We start from the raw sequence: 20,792 nt of genomic DNA on the forward strand, positions 1-20,792 counted from the left end.
GAAGGCCCTCGGTCAGCAGAACGCGGTGTCCAGGGCCTTCTGCAGGGCGTCGGCGGAGGCCGTCTCGCTGTAGGGGTTGCCGGACATCACGAGCGTGCGTCCGTCGTCCGAGCGCAGCGCGTACGTGATGTAGCCGAAGACGCCGCCGCTGTGGCCGTGGACGCTCTTGCCGCACGTCAGGTCGAACTTCTGCAGGCCGAGCCCGTACCCCATGCCGTCGGCCACCGGCTGCGTGGTGCGCATCTGCTTGAGCGCGGACGTGCTGGTCAGCTTCCCGCCCAGCAGGGCGTCGAGGAAGCGGGCCAGGTCGGCCGTGGTCGAGATCATCTCGCCTGCGCCGTACTCCAGGGACGGGTTGATCCGGGTGGCGTCCACCACCTTGCCCTTGTGGACGGCGTAGCCGCGGGCGTGCGGCTTGGGCATCGACTGGCGGTGCCCCGGCAGGGACGTGCGGGTCAGGCGGAGGGGTCGCAGGATCCTGGCGGTGATCGCGTCGGCGTACGAGCCGCCTGTCAGCTTCTCGATCAGCATGGCGGCCACCACGTAGTTCGTGTTGGAGTAACGCCAGCCCTTGCCCGGCTTGAAGTACGGCGGCTTGGACAGCCCGACCGCCAGCAGTTCCTCCGGCGTCTGGTCGTAGCGCGACTCGACCGGCCGGAAGTCGCGCACCGACCAGCCGGGGATGCCCGCGCCCGCGTAGTCGAACAGCCCGCTGGTGTGATTCAGCACCTGCCGCACCGTGATCGGGCTGCCCTCGGGCAACGCGCCGGGCAGGTGCTTGGAGATCGGGTCGTCGAGTGACAGCTTGCCCTCGTCGGCGAGTTGCAGCACGACGGTGGCCACGAACGTCTTGGTCACGCTGCCGATGCGGAAATGGCCTTCGGGGTCGGCCGGTTTGCGCGAGACCACGTCGCGGTATCCGGCGGCGGCCGTCCAGTCCTTTCCCTTGTCGCTGACCCGGACCAGGGCCGCCGACAGGGCCTTGGCCTTCACCAGGTTGTCGAGCTGTCGTTCGAGTGACGCGAGACGGTCGTCCGCGGGTGCGAGCGAGGTCAGGACGAGCGAAAGAGCGGCTATCTTCAGGGAAATCATGGGGACGACTGTAGAAATCAGGGGAGGACCCGGCCATGCGGTCCGCCATACGATGACCTGCGGAAAACCGCAATACGCTTTATCGACAATCCGGACTTAACGCTGCATGCTGGGATATAAACCGCAGCATGTGCGACACATCCGTGGAACATGCCCGACATCTCTCCACGGCACTGTGGGAGCCTCTGGAAAGGGGGGCGCGATGCTGCTGCGACTGAGGGTGTCTCTTCCGGACAGGCCAGGCGGTCTGGGGCAGATCGCCAAGGCGCTGGGGGCGCTGGGAGCCGACATCCTGCAGGTCGTCGTGCTCGAACGCGAGTGCGGCCGCGCCGTGGACGACTTCACCGTCTCCTGGCCGGGCCCGATCACTCCGTGCGAGGCGAGCGAGCGGCTGTCCTCCATGCCCGGCGTACGCGTGGAAGGGGTCTGGCAGACCAAGGAGATGCCGGGATCCGCCCCCGACTACGACCTGTTGATGCACGTCGCGGCCGAGCCCGCACGAGGGTTCGCCACGCTGGTGGACGCGCTGCCCGGGCTGTGCGGGGCGGAATGGTCGGTGGCCGTGGCCGACGGCGCCGTGCGGCACGCCTCGCTGGCCGCCCCCGCCGAGTTCGACCCGCCCGAGCGCCCGCCGCGGGCCATCACCGTCGACGCCCGCGAGCTGCGGCTGATGTTGCTCCCGGTGCTCACCCAGGGCCTGCACGTGGTGGTCGCCAGGTCCGGCGGGCCGGTGTTCCACCGCGCCGAGGTCGAACGCGCCGCGCGCATCGTGGACGTGGTCGCCACGCTCGCCGCCCGGCCCACGTCCGTACGCGCGGGTCATTGACCGGGCGATCACCTCGTCACTAACGTGATCGGTGCGAACAGGAGCCGCTCTTGACCGTTCACGAGCCCAGCATCGGCCGCTACTACGAAGACTTCACCGTCGGGGACGTCTACCAGCACCCCATGGGCCGCACGATCAGCGAGGCCGACAACACCTGGTTCACGCTCCTGACCATGAACACCAACCAGAACCACTTCAACGCCCACTTCGCCGCCAGGGCCCCCACGGGCAAGATCATCGTGAACTCCGGCCTGACCGTGGCCATCGTGCTCGGCCTCTCCGTCATCGACGTCAGCCAGACCGCGATCATGAACCTCGGCTGGGAGGGCATCCGGCTCACCCATCCCGTGTTCGTGGGCGACACCGTCTACGCCGAGTCGAAGGTCACCGCGAAACGGGAGTCGGGATCGCGCCCGTACGCGGGCATCGTCACCTGCTACACGCGCGGCCTCAACCAGGACGGCGACGAGATCATGTCGTGGACGCGCACCGTCATGGTCTACAAGCGCGGCGCGCCGCACGACAAGGACTACTTCCCGCGGGCCAGGAGCGGCCCTCTCTGACGGCCCCTTCGACGGCCCCTTGACGGATCGAGAGCCATGGACTTCGAGCTGACGGACGAGCAGAAGGCGTTCCGCGAGACCCTGCGGGCGTTCGTGGACAAGGAGATCCAGCCGGTGGCCATGGAGTGGGAGCACTCCGGCCGATACCCGGCCGAGATCATCGAGAAGATGAAGCAGATGGGGCTGTTCGGCCTCAGCGTGCCCGAGGAGTACGGCGGGATGGGCGCCGACATGGTCTCCTTCGCCCTGGTCTTCGAGGAGATCGCGCGCGGCTGGATGGGCGTGGCGGGCACCATCGGCTCCCATTCGCTGGCCTGCTGGATGATCGCCCGCCACGGCACCGAGGAGCAGAAGAGCCGCCACCTGGCTGACTTGGCCGGCGGCGTCCGCCGCACCGCGATCGCGCTCACCGAGCCGGGCGCGGGCACCGACCTGCAGGGCATCCAGACGCGTGCCGTGCGCGACGGCGACCACTACGTCGTGACCGGCACCAAGACGTGGATCACCAACGCCCGCCACGCCGACCCGCTGCCCGTGCTCGTCAAGACCTCGATCGAGGAGCCCGCCCACAGGGGCATGTCGGTGCTGCTCGTCGACCCCTCAGCGGAGGGCTTCAGCGTCAGCCGCGACCTGCCGAAGCTCGGCTACAAGGGCACCGAGACGTGCGAGGTGGTGCTCGACGCGGTGCGCGTGCCGGTGTCCTGCCTGCTCGGAGGCGTCGAAGGGCGCGGGATGCAGCAGGTGCTCGGCGGGCTGGAGATCGGCCGCGTCAACATCGCGGCCCGTGCCGTCGGCGTCGCCCAGGCGGCCTACGACGCGGCGCTCGCCTACGCCCGGGAGCGGACGGCCTTCGGGCAGCCGATCGCGGACTTCCAGGCCATCCAGCTCAAGCTCGCCGACATGGCCACCGAGATCCAGGCCGCCCGCCTGCTCACCTACTGGTCGGCCGCGCGGGCCGACAGGGGGGAGCGGGTGGACATGGAGGCGGGGATGGCGAAGTACTTCGCCTCGGAGGTGGCGCTGAAGGCCTCGCTGGAGTCGATGCGGATCCACGGCGGGTACGGCTACTCGCAGGAGTTCGTCGTCGAACGGCTCTACCGGGACGCGCCGCTGATGGCGATCGGGGAGGGCACCAACGACATCCAGCGCATGGTGATCGCCCGCGCGCTCGTCTCCGGCAAGGGCCGCCTCGGCTGGTGATCCAGGGAAGCGTCCCGCGGGCGCATCTCTTGGGCTGATACGGGTATGTTGGTGCGGGTGTCTGCAGCCGCCCCCGCCTCCGCGCCCCCTCACCCGCTTCCCTCCACCCGGCTCGCCTGGCTGGACGCCCTGAGGGGCATAGGTGCGATGGCGGTGGTGGCCGAGCACATGCTGCCCTGGTTCATCCCCCAGATCCGGCCCTACTTCTTCAACATCGGTGTCTACGGCATCCTGGTGTTCTTCCTGGTCAGCGGCTACATCATCCCCGTCTCCCTCGAACGCCACGGCGACGTGCGCACGTTCTGGTTCAGCCGGTTCTTCCGGCTCTACCCCCTCTACCTCAGCGTGATCGTCGTGGTGCTGGCCCTCGCCTGGTGGGTGCCGGTGCGCGAGGCCGTCCCCCGCGACGCGAGCGCGGTCGCCGCACACGCGACCATGCTGCTCGACGTCGTCGGCGTCGGAGGCATCGCCGACACGATGTGGACGTTGTCGTACGAGATGGTGTTCTACCTGCTGGTCACGGCGCTCTTCCTGCTGAGGGGTCACGGTCACAGCGGGCTGCTGGCGATGGTGTTCGCGGCCGGCGCCGTCGTGGTCGGACTGGTGACGTCGGGGGCGGCCATGGCGGGCGTCTGGCCGGCGTACGTGTCGTGCGCGGTGTTCGCCGTCGGGCTGGCGTGCGTCGTCACGGGTCGGTTCCGCACCACCGCCGCCTGCGTGCTCGGGGTGATGGCGCTGCTGTTGCTGCTGCTGAGCAGCCGGGTCCCGTGGCTGGGGGTGGCGGTGGTCGCGGTGATGTTCGCGGGCACGGCCATCCACCGCTGGGAGCGCGGCGACGGGCGGCTGTGGCCGGTGGCGGTCACCACGGCACTGGTCGTGATGGCGCCCCTGTGGGCCGTGACCAGCGGCTGGTGGTGGGTGCAGGGTGACGTGTGGCTGACCACGATCGTGCTGACCGGTCTCACGTTCGCGGGCGGCATGGCGCTGCGCGGGCGGCGGCTGCCCAAGGTGCTCACCTGGCTCGGGATGATCAGCTACTCGCTCTACCTGGTGCACCACCCGCTGCTGAAGTACTTCGTGGCGGTCACCGGCGACCTGCGCAAGGCGGCGCTGCCGGTGCAGATCGGCATGACCGTGCTGGTCCTGGCCCTGATCCTGGCCGGCAGCGCGCTGACCTACCGCTTCGTCGAGAAGCCCATGCAGGAGCTCGGCCGGCGCCTCTCAGGCAGGGGCGGCGACCGGCTCGAGAGCCCGGGCGATCTCCGGGCGCAGCCGGAGCGCGCGCGCGACGACGGCGTCCTCGGCGAGGAGGAGGGCCAGGTGCCTGACGGCGTGCGCGACCACGTGGGCCAGAGCGACGCGCTCAGGTGACGGCGTCGCGGGCGCCCGGCCCCGGGCGATCTCCAGCACGGGCAGCTCGGCCGCGGGCAGCCACGGCTCCGGATCGGGGCACACCGCGTACGTCAGGATGATCTCGCCGGCGGGGTCGTAGCGCCAGCTCGTGGAGTGCACGACGGTGGCCGGATCGGCGGCGGTGACCCCGCTGATCCGCCGGGCGGCCTCGTCAGGGCTTTCGCCGTGCTCCGGCTGGGTACGTGCATGCCGGTAGGACCAGCGATCGTCAGAGCCCACCCGGAGCATGAGCGTCTCAACCGAGACCATGTGTCTTCCCGTCACCGCCACCAACTTACTGCCATCCACGTGCAGATGCGTCACATGCGCATATGCGTCCCGCTCTTGAACAGCTCGGCCGTTCCGGCTGGAGTCGATGAGGTGCGAGAGAGAGGCCGACAGGCATGCCCGGTTCGCTGGTGCTGATGGGGTCGGGGGAGACGAGCCCGACCATGGTCGAGATCCACCGCGCCGCGGCGCGTACCCTGCGCGCGGGGCCGCGGGCCGTCCTGCTCGACACCCCGTACGCCTTCCAGGAGAACCGCGCCGACATCTCCGCCCGCGCCCGACGCTACTTCGCCCGCAGCGTCGGCCTGGACGTCGAGGTGGCGGCCGGCGTCACCGGGGCCGACTGGGTGTTCTCCGGCCCCGGCAGTCCCACCTACGCGCTCGACCGGTGGGCCGCCTCGGGGGTGGCCGGAGACCTGCGGGCGCGCGTACGCGCCCGCCAGGGGGTGACCGTGCTGGCCTCGGCGGCGGCCTGCACCGCGGGCCTGGCCACCGTGCCGGTCTACGAGATCTACAAGGCAGGCGCAGAGCCCCACTGGCGTGCGGGGCTCGACCTGCTGGAGCCGCTCGGCCTGCGGGTCGTGGTGATCCCCCACTTCGACAACGCCGAGGGCGGCACCCACGACACCCGCTACTGCTATCTCGGCGAGCGGCGGCTCTCGCGCATGGAGCGCGAACTGCCGCCCGGCACGGCGGTGCTCGGCCTCGACGAGCACACGGCGCTCGTCATCGACCTGGACGATGAGTCCGCGCACGTGGCGGGCCGCGGCGGCCTGACCGTCCGGCGGCCGGGCTCACAGGCCGTCCTGGCCGCGGGGACGCGCACCGACCTCGCCGAGCTCCGCCGCCTGGCCGAGGGCCGCGCCACCGTCTCCCGGCCGGCCGAGCCCGCGCCCGGGGCCGAGCCCGCGCCCGCCGGGGCGACGCTGGAGGAGACCGCGCGCGCCTGCGAGAAACGTTTCAACGCCGCCGTGACAGAACCCGACATGGTGGTGGCCGCGCAGGCCGTCCTCGACCTGGAGACCGAGATCGTCAGGTGGGCCGCCGACACCGAGGAGGACTCCGGCGGGGTCGACCAGGCCAGGGAGCTGATGCGGCTGCTCATCGCCCGGCTCGGCGAGCCGGCCTCGACGGCTCGCCTGCGCTCCCTGGGGCTGGGCGCCGTGGTGGAGCCGCTGATCGCGCTCCGCGCCAGGCTGCGCGACGAGGGACGTTACGAGCTCGCCGACTCGCTGCGCTCGGCGCTGCTCGAAGGAGGCGTGGTCGTGGAGGACACCCCCGGCGGCCCCCGCTGGACCTCCGCGTCGTGATGACGCGGCAGGTAAAGGCACGGTAAGGTGACTTCGTCACTCCGGGTGATTGTTCGACCACGCTTGGCGCTGTGCTACGTGCGTGCGAGACTCGAAACCATGGAAGGTGATGAGGACATGACCGCACTGCCTGCGGACGGCTGGCTCGAGTCCCATTCGCCTCCCCGGCGTGCGCGGCTGTTCTCCCTGCCGCCGACCGGCGAAGATTACACCGTCGAGGACTGGCTCAAGCTTCCTGAGACAGGGGAGCGGATCGAGTTGATCGACGGGAGTTACGTCGTGAGTCCCATGCCCGGCTACAATCACGCGATTGCGGCGAAACGCCTCGTCCGCATCCTTGATGACGCCCGCACCGGGGGCTACGAGGTCGTTGAGACGGGAAATCTCGAGATCGGTGACGACGGGTTGATCCCCGACATCGTGGTGGGGCACGCCGAGGCGATGCTGGCCGGGGTGGCCAAACTCGCGGCTGACGACGTCGTCTGCGTCGTGGAGATCGTCAGCCCTGGCAGGGGCAGCCACCGCCGCGACTACGACGTCAAGCCGCCCAAATACGCCGCAGGAGGCATCCCCGTCTTCATGAGAGTGGAGCTTCTGGGTGACGGGGCACCTCGCGTCGAGGTTTTCCGTCTGGCAAGCCAGGGTTACGAGTTGGCAGCGGAGGCCAAGGCGGGCGACACGCTGACGATCAGCGAGCCGTTTCCCGTCTCCTTCGACCCCGCCATCCTCGCCGGGCCACGATAGCTTCGGCCGACAGGTCCCGGCGGTCAGCGCGCGGACTCTCGCATGCCCGCCGGAGCGGGCTAGCGTCGTGGGGGGTCGATGCGGGCGCCGTCCAGGGTGAAGATCATGACACGGCTGAGGTCGACGCCCACCTTGGCGGGGTCGCCGGCACGCCAGACGGGACGGTTGCCCAGCCGGACGATGAGGTCGGAACGGCGGTGGATGCCGCTGTTGGGGTGCTGCCCCACCCGCTCCTGCTCCTGGTGCTGCTCCTGCTGCGAGAACAGCCGCTTCACCAGCCCTGTCAGCCTTCCTGATCCGTTCTTCGAGCCGTTGACGCGCCGGGCGGGGTCCGGCGGCTCGGGCACCGGCGCGAACGACATCCCCGACTCGAGGTAGGCGAGCCACTCGTGCCCGTGATATTCCAGCGCCCGCACCCGCCCGTAGAACGAGGGCCCGTCGTACGTCTCCGGCACCGGCGCCAGCCCGTCGGGGCGCAGGCCGACCAGGACCTGCCCGCCCGTGTGCTGGGAGATCGCGTACGCCCTGGGATCGCTCCACGGCATGGTCAGCCGGTGCGGGCCGAAGTCGAGCATGACGTACTGGTTCTGCGGTGTCCTGACGTTGGCCGCCAACAGGTTGAGCTGCTGGGAGTTGAGGAAGGCCGCCACGAAGGCTGTGGCTGGATCGTTGTAAATCTGGGCCGGGGTGCCGACGTCCTGGAGGACGCCGCGGTTGAGGATGGCGATCCTGTCGGCCAGGGTCAGCGCCTCGACCTGGTCGTGGGTCACGTAGATGGTGGTGACGCCGAGCGATCTGACCAGGGCCGAGATCTCCATGCGCAGTTCGGTGCGCATGCCCGCGTCGAGGTTCGACAGGGGCTCGTCCATGAGGAACAGCTTGGGCTGGCGGACGATGGCCCGGCCCATCGCGACGCGTTGCCGCTGGCCGCCGGAGAGGGTGCCGGGGCGGCGCTCGAGCGTCTCGTCGATGTGCAGGGCCTTGGAGAGTTCGGTGACGCGCTCGCGCACCATTCCCGGGTCCGCCTTGGCGATCTCCAGGGGAAAGGCGATGTTGCCGCGTACGGTCCTGTGCGGATATAAGGCGCCGTTCTGGAACACCATGGCGACGTCACGATCGCGCGGGGCCAGATGGTTGGCCATCTGGCCGTCGAGCCAGAGCTCGCCTTCGGTGATTTCCTCCAGGCCGGCGATCATGCGCAGCAGCGTGGACTTCCCGCACCCGGAAGGGCCGAGCAGGACGAGAAACTCGCCGGCTTCCGCCTGCAGGCTGAGGCGGTCGACTGCGAGGTAGTCGCCCGGATACACCTTGGTCACTTTGTCGAGAACGACCGAGCTCATGGGCCCACACCTTGCGCGCGTGTCACCTGTGACGGGGGCTGATTGATGAGGTAGTACATCGCGCCTTAACGGTACATGTCCACCCTTGATGTAAAGAATCTCGTTCAGTTGCGTTTCGGTCGGGGGTTATGGGCATCCGTAGGCATTGATTTCCGGTTATTAGGGGTGTGGAAGGGCTTGCGCAAACTTGCGGAAAGAGCTTTCATGGTCGAAACGTACCGGGGGAGACTATGACCGCATGGTGGCGCGACGCCGTGATCTACCAGGTTTACGTACGCAGCTTCGCCGACGGCAACGGTGACGGAGTCGGCGACCTGATCGGCGTTCGCGATCGCCTGCCGTATCTGGCCGGGCTCGGCGTCGACGCCGTCTGGCTGACCCCGTTCTACACCTCGCCGATGGCCGACTTCGGCTACGACGTGGCCGACTACCGCGACGTCGACCCGCTGTTCGGGACGCTCGCGGACGCGAAGGCGCTCATCGACGAGGTGCACGCCCTCGGGATGCGGGTGATCGTCGACGTCGTCCCCAACCACACCTCCTCGGCCCACCCCTGGTTCCAGCAGGCGCTGCGCGGCGAGGGCCGAGACCGCTACATCTTCCGCGACCGGCCGAACGACTGGGAGTCGATCTTCGGCGGTCCGGCGTGGACGCGGGTCGAGGACGGGCAGTGGTACCTTCACCTGTTCGACCCCGCCCAGCCCGACCTCAACTGGGACAACGACGAGGTGCGCGGGGAGTTCGAGTCGATCCTGCGGTTCTGGCTCGACCTCGGCGTCGACGGCTTCCGGGTGGACGTGGCGCACGGCATGGTCAAGCCGGAAGGGCTGCCCGACATCGGCCGCGGCAACCAGGCCACGATGGTGGGCAGGGAGCCGGTGCCGTTCTTCGACAACGACGGCGTCCACGAGATCCACCGTTCGTGGCGGCGCGTGCTGGACTCCTACCCCGGCGAGCGGATCGGCGTGGCCGAGGCGTGGGCCCCCACACCCGAGCGGCTGGCCCGGTACGTCCGCCGGGACGAGCTGCACCAGGCGTTCAACTTCCACTACCTGTTCGCCCCCTGGGACGCGGCCGAGCTGCGCGAGGTGATCGACTCCTCGCTGGCCACGGCCGGCTCCGTCGGCGCCCCCACCACCTGGGTGCTGTCGAACCACGACGTCAAGCGGCACGTCACCCGCTACGGCAGCCTGGCGAGAGCCCGCGCCGCCGCGCTGCTCACGCTCGCCCTGCCCGGCTCGGCGTACGTCTACCAGGGCGAGGAGCTCGGCCTGCCGGAGGTGCTCGACCTGGCGCCGGAGCTGTGCCAGGACCCGCAGCGGCTGCGCGACCCCGACAGCGGCCGGGACGGGTGCCGCGTCCCGATGCCGTGGACGCGCGAGTCCGGCTGGACGCTCCCGTGGTTGCCCATCCCCGACGAGTGGGGGGAGCTGAGCGTGCAGGCCCAGCAGGGCGTGGCCGGCTCGACACTGGAGCTCTACCGTACGGCGCTGCGCCTGCGGCGTGACCTCCGCGGCGAGCTGACCTGGCACGAGTCGCCCGCGGGCACGCTGGTCTTCTCCAGGGGCGCGTTCGCCTGCACGGTCAACCTCACCGCGGACCCCGTGGACTTCGAGGTCGACGGGGAGCTCCTGCTGGCCTCCGACGTCCCCGGCGCGGCCGATTCGGCGGCGTGGTGGAAAGTAAAGTGTGAGGCATGAACGGTCACGCTCGCCTAGCCGACATCGCCGCCCAGGCCGGGGTGAGTGAGGCCACGGTCAGCCGGGTGCTCAACGGCAAACCCGGCGTCTCGGCCGCCACCCGCCAGGCGGTCATGACGGCGCTCGACCTCATGGGCTACGAGCGGCCACCCCGGCTGCGGCAGCGCAGCAACGGGCTGATCGGCCTGGTGACGCCCGAGCTGGACAATCCGATCTTCCCCGCGTTCGCCCAGGCCATCGAGAAGGCGCTGACCCAGCACGGCTACACGCCGGTGCTGTGCACGCAGCTTCCTGGCGGCGCCCCCGAGGACGAGTTCACCGAGCTGCTCGTGGATCGCGGGGTCAGCGGGATCGTCTTCGTGTCGGGCCTGCACGCCGACACCACCGCGCGGATGGACCGATACACCCGCCTCACCGATCGCGGGCTGCCGATCGTGCTGGTCGACGGCTACAGCGAGCACATCGACGCCCCCTTCATCTCGCCCGACGACCGCCTGGCCGCGCGGCTGGCCGTCCAGCACCTGGTCGACCTGGGCCACGAGCGCATCGGCATCGCGCTGGGGCCCCACCGGTTCGTCCCCGTGATCAGGAAGATCGAGGGCTACAAGCAGGCCATGGCGCAGCTGCTCGCCACCTCCGACGTCGACGAGCTGATCGCGCACTCGCTGTTCTCCGTCGAGGGCGGGCAGGCGGCCGCCACGCAACTGCTGGCCCGCGGCTGCACCGGCATCGTGTGCGCGAGCGACCTGATGGCGCTGGGCGCGATCCGCGCCTGCCGGCAGAGGGGGTTGTCGGTGCCGGGTGAGGTGTCCGTGGTGGGGTTCGACGACTCGCCGCTGATCGCTTTCACCGACCCGCCGCTGACCACCGTGCGCAAGCCGATCGGCGCGATGGCCTCGGCGGCCGTGCAGACGCTGCTCGAAGAGGTCAACGGCGCCCCCGCCAGACACGTCGAGCTGATCTTCCAGCCGGAGCTCGTGGTCCGCGGCTCCACCGGCTCGGGCCCCCTGGTCAACCGGTGACCCGCGACATCCTCGTCCTCGGGGGCGCCGGGGTCGACACGACGGTCTACGTGCCCGAGCTGCCGCTTCCCTACCGCGACACCTACCAGGTGCCGCCGGTCGTCGACCGGATCGGCAACACCGGCGCGGGCGTGGCGCTGGGCTGCCACGCGCTCGGCCTCGCAGTCGCGTTCGCCGACCTGATCGGTGACGACCCGCAGGGCGCGCTGGTCCGCCGGGCGCTGGACGCGGTCGAGTGCCGCTGGGGGCACGCCGAGGCGGGCACCCGGCGCAGCGTCCTGCTCGTGGGGCCCGACGGCCGCCGCACCTCGTTCTACGACGCGAAGGTCACGCAGGGCGAGCGCCTGGCGCGCGAGCTCTACGCGGACGTACGCCCCCGGCACGTGCACGTGTCGATCATGGACTTCTGCCGCCACGCCCTCGACGACTTCGACGGCGTCCCGATCTCCACCGATCTGCACGACTGGGACGGCGCCGCCGACTACCACAAGGACTTCGCCTACCGCGCCGACCTCGTGTTCATGTCGGAGGCCGCCCTGCCGGATCCGGCCGCGGCCATGCGCGACCTCATCGCGCACGGGCGCGCTCACACGGTCGTGTGCACGCGCGGCGCCGGCGGTTGTCTCGTCCTCACGCGCGGCTCCGGCGTGCGCGCCTTCCCGGCCGCGCCGCTGCCCGGCCCGGCGGCCGACAGCAACGGGGCGGGCGACGCGTTCGTCTCCGGCTTCCTGTACGGCACGGCGCACGGCAGGCCGCTGGAGGAGTGCGTGCGGCTGGGCTCGATCGCCGGGGCGCACGCCTGCACGGTCACCGGCACGCACGAGTCGCCGATCACGGAGGCACTGCTGCTCGCGAGAGCCGCTCCTCAGTAATGTGATAGTACGATTGAGCCGTGCTCGATCTCGTACGCGGTGTCTCGCCCGTCCTGGAGGTGCCCTTCCACGACGACGGCGCCCTCGATCCCGACGGCTTCGCCAGGGTGGCCGCGGAGGTGCTGGCCACGGGCGTCACGTCGGTCATGTTCCCCGGCTTCGCCGGCGAGTTCCACAAACTCGACGACGCGGAGCGCGAGCTGCTCACCACCCTGCTGCTCGACGTCACCCGCCCGCGCGACGACGTGGCCGCGATCGTCTCGGTCCCCGACCACGCCACCTATCACGCCGTCGCGCAGGCCGTACGCGCCGCCGAGCGGGGCGCCGACGCGATCAACCTGCTCCCGCCGCACTTCATGAGCCCCTCCCGCGAGGCCGTGCTGGCGCACGTGCGCGCGGTGCTGGCCGCGGTGGCGCCGCTGCCGGTCGTGCTCCAGTACGCCCCCGCCCAGACCGGCACCGCGCTCGACGCCGGCACCCTGCACCGGCTCGCCGCCGAGCACCCCAACCTGCGCTGGGTGAAGGTCGAGTCGGCGCCGCCGGGCCGGATGGTCGCGGCGCTGGCGGAGGGAGAGCGGCCGCTGCCCGCCCTGGTCGGCTACGCCGGGCTGCACCTGCCCGACGCGCTGCGCCGCGGCGCGGTCGGTGTGCAGCCGGGCTGCTCGTTCACCGACCTCTACGTGGAGTTGTGGCGGCGCTGGGAGAGCGGCGACGAAGAGGGGGCGCTGGCCCTGCACACCCGCATGCTGCCCTACCTGTCCTACTGGATGCAGGGCGTGGAGCTGATCGTCGCCGCGGAGAAGGAGATCTCGCGCCGGCGCGGCTGGATCGGCTCGGCGCACTGCCGGGCCCCCGGCCACCGGCTCGACGAGGAGGAACACCGGATGATCGACCGGTTCGTCGAGGAGTTCGGGCTGGCGCCCGCGGCATGATCGCCGGCGGGCCGGCCCGCGTCCCTTCACATGAGCGACCTTTACCAGCGACGGAGAGCGGCGTGGAGCTACAGGGCCTGCACGGGCAGGTGGTCGACAGGATCGGCGGTTCGCTCGCGGCGGGTGAGCTGCGCGCCGGTCAGGTGCTGCGCCTGGAGGACGTCCAGGCGCGGTACGCCGTCTCGCGCACGGTCGCCCGCGAGGCCGTGCGCGTGCTGGAGTCCAAGCGGGTGGTCACCAGCCGGCCGCGCATCGGCGTCACCGTGCGCCCGATGAGCGCCTGGAACCTCTATGACCCCCAGGTGATCCGGTGGCGGCTCGCCTCGCCGGGGCGCGCGGCGCAGCTGCGCGAGCTGGCCGAGCTGCGCGCCGCGGTGGAGCCCGCCGCCGCGGCGCTGGCCGCCGGCCTCGCGGGGCAGGGCGTGCGGCAGGAGCTGATCGCCCACGCGCAGGCACTGACGAGCGCGGCGCGCGACGGCGACAGCGAGGGGCTGGTGGCGGCCGACGCCGCCTTCCACCGCGTGCTGCTCGCCGCGTCGGGCAACGGCATGTTCGCCCAGCTCGCCGAGGTGACCGAGGAACTGCTCAAGGCCCGGCGCGACCTGCTGCTCCTGCCCGAGCGGCTCGACACGGCCGCCGTCAGGCGGCACCTCGACGTGGCCGAGGCCGTCGCGGCGGGCCGCAGGGCGGAGGCCGCCGAGGCGGTGCGCTCGATCGTGGAGTCAGCCCGCGACGAGGTCGAACGCCTTCTCGACGGCGACACCACGCTCGCTTAGCCAGAGCGCCGGCGCAGGCACGGACACGCCCGCGCGGGCGGGGTCGCGGGGGGTCAGGCGGGGTCGCGCTCGCTCGGGGCGGCGGTCTCGGCGGCCAGCCGTCCGGGCGCCGTGAACGGCGCCGACGCCATCGCCACGACCGCCCCCAGGAACATGGCCCCCGCGATGACGAGCAGGGGCGCGTCGAACGACCCCGTGGCCTCCTTGATCACCCCGATCAGCGGCGTGACCGCCAGGCCCGCGATGTTGGCGACGGAGTTGATGAGGGCCACCCCGGCCGCCGCGGCCACGCCCGTCATGAACGACGTGGCGCTGCCCCACAACGCGGGCACGGCCGACCACGCGGCACCGGTGGACAGCGCCAGCAGCGCGAACCCGAGCACGCCCGGCCCGGCCAGCACACTGCCCACCAGCATCACCCCGGAGGCCGCCATCGGCACCGCCATGTGCAGCGCGTGCCTGCCCCGCCGGTCGACGCCGCGCGCCACGAGCACCATCGCCACCACGGCCAGCGCGTACGGCACCGCGGTCAGCAGCGCGCTCACGAAATCGCTCGGCTCGCCGAACCCGCCCTGGATCACCTGCGGCATCCACAGAGTCAGCCCGATGCTGTTGAAGGAGTACAGGAAGAAGAACAGCGCCAGCAGCAGCACCCCCGGGCTGGACAGCGCCTGCCGCACGGAGACCGTCCGCTGGCCGTCGATCTCCGCCTGCTCGCGCGCGAGCCGCTCGACGAGCCACGTGCGCCCGCGCTCCGGCAGCCACCCGGCCTCGCGCGGCTCGTCGGTGAGGAACCTCAGCACCACGAACCCGAGCGCGACGGCGGGCAGGCCCTCGATGACGAACAGCCACTGCCATCCGGCGACGTCGAGGAACCCGTCCATCTTCATGATGAAGGCGCTGATGGGCGCGCCGATGACGGTGGCCAGCGCGGCGCCGACGTAGAAGCGGCCCATCGCCCGCCCCCGGTGGCTGGCGGGGAACCAGCGGGCCAGATACCAGATGATGCCCGGGGTGAACCCCGCCTCGGCGGCGCCGAGCAACAACCGCACGATGATGAACGACTTCTCGCCCTGCACCAGGGCCATGCAGGCCGACACGATCCCCCAGCTGATCATGATGCGCGCGATCCAGCGGCGGGCGCCGATCCTGGCCAGCACGATGTTGCTGGGCACCTCGAAGATCACGTACGTGACGAAGAACATGCTGACCCCGAGCCCGAACTGCGCGGCGGTCAGCCCGATCGCCTCGTTCATGCTCAGGGCGGCGACCGAGACGTTGGACCGGTCGATGTAGGCCACGATGTAGCAGACGACGATCAGCGGCATCAGGCGGCCGGTCACCCGGCGCATGGTCTCTCGCTCCAGCTCGCCGACGCTCATCCCGTGACCTCCTGTGCAACATATGCACACTGCGAATTAATGGTGATACCATTACCCTGCTGCAGGTATTCGGTCGTGTCAACACCGTTGTAAAGGGCAGAGCCTGATGTCGCAGACCGTGAGCAGGGCGACCACGATCCTCCAGCTGGCGTGCGACGGCCCGCGCAGCCTCGCGGAGATCGGCGACCGGCTCGGCGTGCACCGCACCACCGCGCTGCGCCTGCTCCACACGCTCGCCGAGGCCGGCCTGGTCCGGCGGCTGCCTGACGGCACGTGGGGCGCGGGGCGCGGGCTCGCCGCGCTGGCGGCCCGCGCCGGCGGCCAGTTCGGGCTGCGCGACCTCGCCCACCCGCACCTCGCCGCGCTGCAGGAGTCGACCGGCCACACCGTCCACCTGGCCGCCCTGCGCGAGAGCACGATCGTCTACGTCGACAAACTCTCGCCGCCCGGCCCCGTCCGCATGTACGCCCGCATCGGGCGGCCCGTCCCCCTGCACACGGCGGGCGTGAGCAAGGCGATCCTCGCCCACCTGCCCGCCGCCCACGCCGACGAGGTGCTGGAGGGCTGGGAGTTCACCCCGTACACTCCCGCTACGCTGATCACGAGGGCCGCGCTCGACCAGGAGCTGCGGGCCGTGCGTGAGCGGGGGTGGGCGGCCGATGAGGGGGAGTTCGAGGAGTTCGTCCACTGCGTGGCCGTGCCCGTGCGCAACGCCTTCGGCGACGTGACCGCGGCGGTCTCGCTGACCGCGTTGCGCGCCCAGGCCGATCGCGCCGCCCTGCACGCCCTGCTCCCGCCGGTGCGCCGGTGCGCAGGCGCCATCTCCGAGCATCTCGGCTATCAGGAGGATCCATCATGACCGTCGCCGTCCACGTCGGCCCCGAGCCCGTGCCCGTCCTCATCGAGGCCGTGGAGCGGGCGGGCGGCAAGGTCGTGCCGCTGGAGCGGGCCGAGGCGATCGTCTACTACGGCAGCGACGAGCCCGCGGAGATCCGGGCGATGATCCACGGCGGCGTCCGCTGGGTGCAACTGCCGCACGCGGGCGTCGAACGATGGGCGGCCGCGGGGGTCATCACCGAGCATCCGGTCTTCACCGCCGCCGCGGGCGCCTACGGGCCGGCCGTGGCCGAGCACGCGCTGGCACTGATGCTGGCGGCCGCGCGCGGCCTGCACCGGCACGCCAGGGCCACCTCGTGGGGGCCCAACACCTCGAAGGAGTTCGCCGGCTCGACGGTCTCGATCGTCGGCTTCGGCGGCATCGGGCGGGCGCTCATGCCGATGCTGGAGCCGTTCGGCTGCCGGGTCCTGGCGGTCACCGACAGGGGAGAGGCGCCGGGGGCGGCGGAGATCGTGCCCCGCGCCCGCTACCGCGAGACGCTGCCCGAGGCCGGCTACGTGGTGGTCGCGGCGCCCGCCACCCCGCAGACCCGCGGGATGTTCGGGGCGCGCGAGTTCGGCCTCATGCGCTCGGACGCCTGGCTGGTGAACGTCGCGCGGGGCGGGCTCGTGGTGACCGAGGACCTGGTGGACGCGTTGCGCGCGGGCCACATCGGGGGCGCCGCCCTCGACGTCACCGACCCCGAGCCGCTGCCGGACGGGCATCCGCTGTGGGAGCTGGACAACGCCCTGATCACACCGCACTGCGCCAACCCGCGCGAGGCCTACTGGCGCGGCCTGGCCGAACGCGTCACCGCCAACGTGCGCCGCTTCGCCGAAGGCGCCCCGCTCGAAGGCGTGGTCTCCCCGTCCCAGGGCTTCTGACCCCTCCACCGGCGTCGCCGGGCCGCATGACCGCGGTCCCGCCATGGCCGCCCTCGTCCAGCGGCGATCGAGGTGAGTGACCACCGATGCCGCCGTCCGGCCTGCCACGCGAGGGGGAGCCTCCGGCGGACGACGGAGCTCGGCCGGCAGGCGGTGCCGGCGCAGGCGAGCGCGGGCGCTTCCGGCACATGGCGCGGGCTCGTTCTCCGGACGGTGCGCGGGCGTCGCGGTGCGGTCGGGTCCGGCAGCGGTGCGGGCTCGTGAGGCGGGCGGGTCAGGCGGGCGACGGATGGTGACGGGTGCCGGGGGCGGCGGCGTCGGGCCGGTCGCGCAGGTTGATCCGCGCGCCCGCGCTCAACCCCGAGTCGTGCACCTCGAGCCCCACGGGCGTGCGCCCCTTGGCCAGCTCGAACACCAGGGCGCCGGTGAACGACCGCCCGGCCTCGATCCGGACCGGCGTGATCTCCTTGCCCGCCTCGTCGAGCAGCCTGATGCCGGGGTGCGACGCGTCGTCCTCGTCGATCAGCTTCTGCTGCCCGGGGTAGAGCACGCGGGCGTCAGGGCCGACGTTGTCGATCGTCACGCCGATCCGGCAGACCCGTTCGGCCGCGGACTTCGCGGGCTTGGAACACTTCGTGCTCGTCACGGCGAACTTCAGCTTGCCGTCCTGCACGGGCCCGTCCGCACCGGCCGCGGGAGGAGGGCGGAACACCCAGGCGAGCACGGCCAGCAGCAGGACCAGCAGCACCGCCGCGACGACCAGGACGGTCAGGCAGCCGCCGAACACGCTGCGCTTGCGCTCGGGCGGCCGGTAGCCGGGCAGCGGGCCCTGCCCGGTCCCCGTGCCGGTGACGGGGCCGGTGAAGGTGTGGTGCGGCGGCGCCTGGCCGGTCCGGTGGTGCGGCAGCGGCCCGCGTCCGGTGGCGAGCGGGCCGGTGTGCTCGGGATGCGGCGCCTGCGGACCGCGTGGGGTGTGCGGCAGCGGCCCCACGCGGTCCGCTCGGGATGCGGCAGGTGGCCCTGGCCGGTCGCCGTGGGTCCTGTGCGTTCGGGATGCGGCAGGTGGCTCTGCCCGGTCGCCGTGGGTCCTGTGCGTTCGGGATGCGGCAGGCGGCCCTGCCCGGTCGCCGTGGGCCCCGTGCGCTCTGCCGGCGGCGGTTGCGGGCTTCGGCTGGAGCCGGGGGTGGGGCCCGTCCGCTCGGCGGGCGGGACCTGCTGCGGGCCGCGGCGGGCGGCCTCGGGATGGCGGTGCGGAGGGGGCGATCCCGGCGCGGCACGGTCGGGCGGCGGGCGGTGCGGAGCCCGCGGCATCAGCGGCCCGAACTCCGACGGGTTCCACGCGTTGGTCAGGTGCTTGGTCGCGGCCAGCTGCGCGGCCGGCTCGTCGGCCGCCTCCACCAGCTCCAGCAGCAGCTGCCTGGCCGCGGGCCGCCGCGCCGGGTCGGGATGGATGGCCGCCGCCACCAGCCGGTCGAGCGGGGCAGGCAGCCCCCGCAGGTCGGGAGGCGCGGTGCGGGCCCTGGCCGCCATCACGTAGGCGTCGCCCTCGCCGAACGGGTGCCCGCCGAGCCCCGCGTACGCGATGAGGGAGCCCCAGGCGAACACGTCGCCCGCCGGGCTCGTGCGCCCCTCGAAGACCTGCTCGGGAGCGATCCACCCGGGCGTGCCCATCACCATGCCGGCGTTGGTGTGCCGGGAGTCGACGTGCGTCGAGCGCGCCAGCCCGAAGTCGATCACCCGCGGCCCGGCCAGCGTCAGCATCACGTTGGCCGGCTTGAGGTCGCGGTGCACCAGCCCGGCAGCGTGGATGGCGGTCAGCGCGGCGGCCACGCCGACGGCCGCGGCGTGCAGCACCGACGGCGACAACGCTCCGTGCTCGATGAGGTGGTCCTCGAGGGAGATGCCGTCGATGAACTCGGTGACGAGATAGAGGCGGCCGCGGTCCTCGCCGTGGTCGAGCACCCGCGCCGTGCAGAACGACGCCACCTTGCGGGCGTTGGACACCTCTTCGTGGAAGCGCGCGCGATAGACCGGGTCGGCGGTGAAGTCGCGCCGGATCGCCTTGAGCGCCACCCGTGACCCGTCGGCGGCCTTGGCGAGGTAGACCACCCCCATGCCGCCGGAGCCGAGACGGCTGAGCAGCTCATAGGGGCCGATCGCCGGCGGATCGTCCGGCTTCAGCGGAGAGCCAGCGGAGCGCCCCAACGTCGCCGTCCTCTCGCCGTCGTCATCCCGTCTCAACCCGACCCGATCCTCCGCCCCGGCCGGTCGTCATGCCGCGACCCGCACCGTTCAGCCGCACGGCATCCCGTTTGTACCCCAAGACTCTAACGGAGGAAGGGCCTACTCGTCGGCCACTAGGCGTGAGCGGGCTTGCGGCGCGCGGGGATCATCGTCACCCGCAGCCGTGCGAGATCGAGCGTGTGGGGCAGCGGCCGGTGCGGCGAGACGAGCCGCCCGACCGGCTTGGGCCGCGAGCCGCGCAGGATGCCCGCCAGGAAGGCCGTGCCGACGACGAGGGTCAGGTGCACGCCCTCGCAGCCGGGTCTGGCCCACCACTCGCTCGCGGCGGTGCCGTCCAGCCAGATCTCGGGAGCGAAGGTGTTCGCGTACGGCAGGCGCGGACTGCGCTGGTGGACGGCCATCGGCACCATGACGGTGGTGCCCGCGGGCAGGGCGGCGCCGTACCAGGAGGTCTCCACCGTGGTGAGGCGGGTCAGCGCCGGCACGGGCGGCCACAGGCGCAGGCCCTCGCGCAGGCAGGCGCGCAGATGGCAGGGGTCGGTGCGGGCCGCCTTGCGGTGTGCCGGGTGTGCGGCCAGCAGGGCGAGGGTCTGCATCAGCCCGGGCGCGGTCACGCCGAGCCCCATCAGCCAGAACGCCGCCTGCATGAGCCCTCGCGACTCGGCCTGCCCGGGGGTCTCGGCGATCAGCCCGGCCAGGCTGCCGGGCTCGGCGCGGCGCAGGTGGTCGATGATCCGGGCGTCGTAGCGTCCGGACAGGAGCTGCTGGCGCCGCCTGGCCCGCAGCCGTCCCGCCCGCGTGAGGTCCGCCAGCAGCCGCGTGAGCTCCTCGTCGCCGGCCGCGCCGTCCCCGTAGACGCAGCGCCGGGCGACGCGCTGCCAGCGGCCGTTGAGCCGCGCGTAGTCCACCACGCCCTCGGTCAGCTCCTTGGCCTCCTCGCGGGCGATCTCGATGAACGCGGGGCGCAGCACGTCCGTCGGCAGGCCCAGGGGGCGTGTCTCGACGGCCGGTGCGTACGCCTCGTCGTCCTCGGCCAGCACGCGCAGCGCGTCGCGCTTGGACATGATCAGCAGCGCAGGGCCGCGCGGGCCGCGGACCAGGACGGGGCGGCCGCCGTACCGGGCTTCGAGCTCCGACAGCAGTGTGCGGGAGCGCAGCAGGTCGCGTCCGGGCGTGAGGTGGGGCGTGCCGGGCGGGACGAGGGCGGCCTTGAGGCGCAGGCTCTCCAGCGCGGTGGCCCTGGGCAGCCCTCTAGGCACGCGCGGCCTCCCGGAGCCCGGCCGGCGCCCGCGAGGTCCGGGCCTGGTGGGCCCTCGGCCCTGAGCCCGCGGGCGCCTCCTGGATGGCC

General features: G+C 72.0%; 19 protein-coding genes. 13 read left to right on the forward strand and 6 right to left on the reverse strand.

What is annotated here, in order from left to right; genetic code table 11:
- Window positions 1-12: 12 nt before the first annotated feature.
- The gene (locus tag ABGB14_RS30560; protein WP_347647287.1) at window positions 13-1,092 is read right to left on the reverse strand and encodes a serine hydrolase domain-containing protein; all 1,080 of its coding nucleotides are present in this window, start codon (window positions 1,090-1,092) and stop codon (window positions 13-15) included.
- Between the two features lie 202 nt (window positions 1,093-1,294).
- Here ABGB14_RS30560 and ABGB14_RS30565 point away from each other — a divergent pair, with 202 nt between their 5' ends.
- From ABGB14_RS30565 to ABGB14_RS30590, 6 genes are all read left to right on the forward strand, one after another.
- A complete protein-coding gene (locus tag ABGB14_RS30565; RefSeq protein ID WP_347647288.1) occupies window positions 1,295-1,918 on the forward strand; it encodes an amino acid-binding protein in 624 nt (207 codons plus the stop codon).
- A 50-nt stretch (window positions 1,919-1,968) separates the two neighbouring features.
- On the forward strand, window positions 1,969-2,481 hold the full coding sequence (locus ABGB14_RS30570; RefSeq protein WP_347647289.1) for a MaoC family dehydratase: 513 nt from the start codon (window positions 1,969-1,971) through the stop codon (window positions 2,479-2,481).
- A 36-nt stretch (window positions 2,482-2,517) separates the two neighbouring features.
- Window positions 2,518-3,681 carry an acyl-CoA dehydrogenase family protein gene (locus ABGB14_RS30575; RefSeq protein ID WP_347647290.1) on the forward strand — a complete coding sequence of 388 codons (1,164 nt, stop codon included), beginning with the start codon at window positions 2,518-2,520 and terminating at the stop codon, window positions 3,679-3,681.
- A gap of 57 nt (window positions 3,682-3,738) precedes the next feature.
- Entirely contained in the window at window positions 3,739-5,052 is a 1,314-nt protein-coding gene (locus ABGB14_RS30580) for an acyltransferase (RefSeq protein ID WP_347647291.1), read from the forward strand.
- A gap of 425 nt (window positions 5,053-5,477) precedes the next feature.
- Window positions 5,478-6,671: a hypothetical protein gene (locus ABGB14_RS30585; RefSeq protein ID WP_347647292.1), complete on the forward strand. Its 1,194-nt coding sequence runs from the start codon at window positions 5,478-5,480 to the stop codon at window positions 6,669-6,671.
- Between the two features lie 99 nt (window positions 6,672-6,770).
- On the forward strand, window positions 6,771-7,415 hold the full coding sequence (locus ABGB14_RS30590) for a Uma2 family endonuclease (protein WP_347647293.1): 645 nt from the start codon (window positions 6,771-6,773) through the stop codon (window positions 7,413-7,415).
- Between the two features lie 59 nt (window positions 7,416-7,474).
- On the opposite strand, the gene ABGB14_RS30595 is transcribed toward ABGB14_RS30590, so the two are convergent.
- Window positions 7,475-8,755 (reverse strand): ATP-binding cassette domain-containing protein, encoded by a 1,281-nt coding sequence (locus tag ABGB14_RS30595; protein ID WP_347647294.1) that lies wholly within the window; start codon window positions 8,753-8,755, stop codon window positions 7,475-7,477.
- A gap of 230 nt (window positions 8,756-8,985) precedes the next feature.
- On the opposite strand from ABGB14_RS30595, the gene ABGB14_RS30600 reads away from it, so the two are divergent.
- The 5 genes from ABGB14_RS30600 to ABGB14_RS30620 all read left to right on the forward strand — a co-directional run bounded on the left by ABGB14_RS30600 (window position 8,986) and on the right by ABGB14_RS30620 (window position 14,057).
- A complete protein-coding gene (locus tag ABGB14_RS30600) occupies window positions 8,986-10,455 on the forward strand; it encodes a glycoside hydrolase family 13 protein (RefSeq protein ID WP_347647295.1) in 1,470 nt (489 codons plus the stop codon).
- Complete coding sequence (locus ABGB14_RS30605) at window positions 10,452-11,477, forward strand: LacI family DNA-binding transcriptional regulator (protein ID WP_347647296.1); 1,026 nt, start codon at window positions 10,452-10,454, stop codon at window positions 11,475-11,477. The genes ABGB14_RS30600 and ABGB14_RS30605 overlap by 4 nt, the downstream gene beginning before the upstream one ends.
- Window positions 11,474-12,349: a PfkB family carbohydrate kinase gene (locus tag ABGB14_RS30610; RefSeq protein ID WP_347647297.1), complete on the forward strand. Its 876-nt coding sequence runs from the start codon at window positions 11,474-11,476 to the stop codon at window positions 12,347-12,349. Before ABGB14_RS30605 ends, ABGB14_RS30610 begins: the two co-directional genes overlap by 4 nt.
- A gap of 20 nt (window positions 12,350-12,369) precedes the next feature.
- Window positions 12,370-13,281, forward strand: coding sequence for a dihydrodipicolinate synthase family protein (locus ABGB14_RS30615; protein WP_347647298.1), 912 nt, complete (start codon window positions 12,370-12,372; stop codon window positions 13,279-13,281).
- A 62-nt stretch (window positions 13,282-13,343) separates the two neighbouring features.
- Entirely contained in the window at window positions 13,344-14,057 is a 714-nt protein-coding gene (locus tag ABGB14_RS30620) for an FCD domain-containing protein (RefSeq protein WP_347647299.1), read from the forward strand.
- Window positions 14,058-14,110: 53 nt separating this feature from the next.
- Here ABGB14_RS30620 and ABGB14_RS30625 read toward each other — a convergent pair whose 3' ends face one another.
- Window positions 14,111-15,439, reverse strand: a complete 1,329-nt coding sequence (locus ABGB14_RS30625; protein ID WP_347647300.1) for an MFS transporter — start codon at window positions 15,437-15,439, stop codon at window positions 14,111-14,113.
- 106 nt (window positions 15,440-15,545) lie between these two features.
- Here ABGB14_RS30625 and ABGB14_RS30630 point away from each other — a divergent pair, with 106 nt between their 5' ends.
- Window positions 15,546-16,298, forward strand: a complete 753-nt coding sequence (locus tag ABGB14_RS30630) for an IclR family transcriptional regulator (RefSeq protein WP_347647301.1) — start codon at window positions 15,546-15,548, stop codon at window positions 16,296-16,298.
- Entirely contained in the window at window positions 16,295-17,200 is a 906-nt protein-coding gene (locus tag ABGB14_RS30635; protein ID WP_347647302.1) for a D-isomer specific 2-hydroxyacid dehydrogenase family protein, read from the forward strand. Before ABGB14_RS30630 ends, ABGB14_RS30635 begins: the two co-directional genes overlap by 4 nt.
- 274 nt (window positions 17,201-17,474) lie before the next feature.
- Here ABGB14_RS30635 and ABGB14_RS30640 read toward each other — a convergent pair whose 3' ends face one another.
- The 3 genes from ABGB14_RS30640 to ABGB14_RS30650 form a co-directional block, all read right to left on the reverse strand.
- Window positions 17,475-17,987, reverse strand: a complete 513-nt coding sequence (locus tag ABGB14_RS30640; protein WP_347647303.1) for a DUF4352 domain-containing protein — start codon at window positions 17,985-17,987, stop codon at window positions 17,475-17,477.
- Window positions 17,969-19,405: a protein kinase gene (locus ABGB14_RS30645; protein WP_347647304.1), complete on the reverse strand. Its 1,437-nt coding sequence runs from the start codon at window positions 19,403-19,405 to the stop codon at window positions 17,969-17,971. Before ABGB14_RS30645 ends, ABGB14_RS30640 begins: the two co-directional genes overlap by 19 nt.
- Before the next feature lie 152 nt (window positions 19,406-19,557).
- A complete protein-coding gene (locus ABGB14_RS30650; protein WP_347647305.1) occupies window positions 19,558-20,703 on the reverse strand; it encodes a cytochrome P450 in 1,146 nt (381 codons plus the stop codon).
- Window positions 20,704-20,792: the final 89 nt, after the last annotated feature.

Origin of the sequence: Nonomuraea sp. B10E15 (assembly GCF_039871615.1) — a bacterium.
GTDB lineage: Bacteria > Actinomycetota > Actinomycetes > Streptosporangiales > Streptosporangiaceae > Nonomuraea.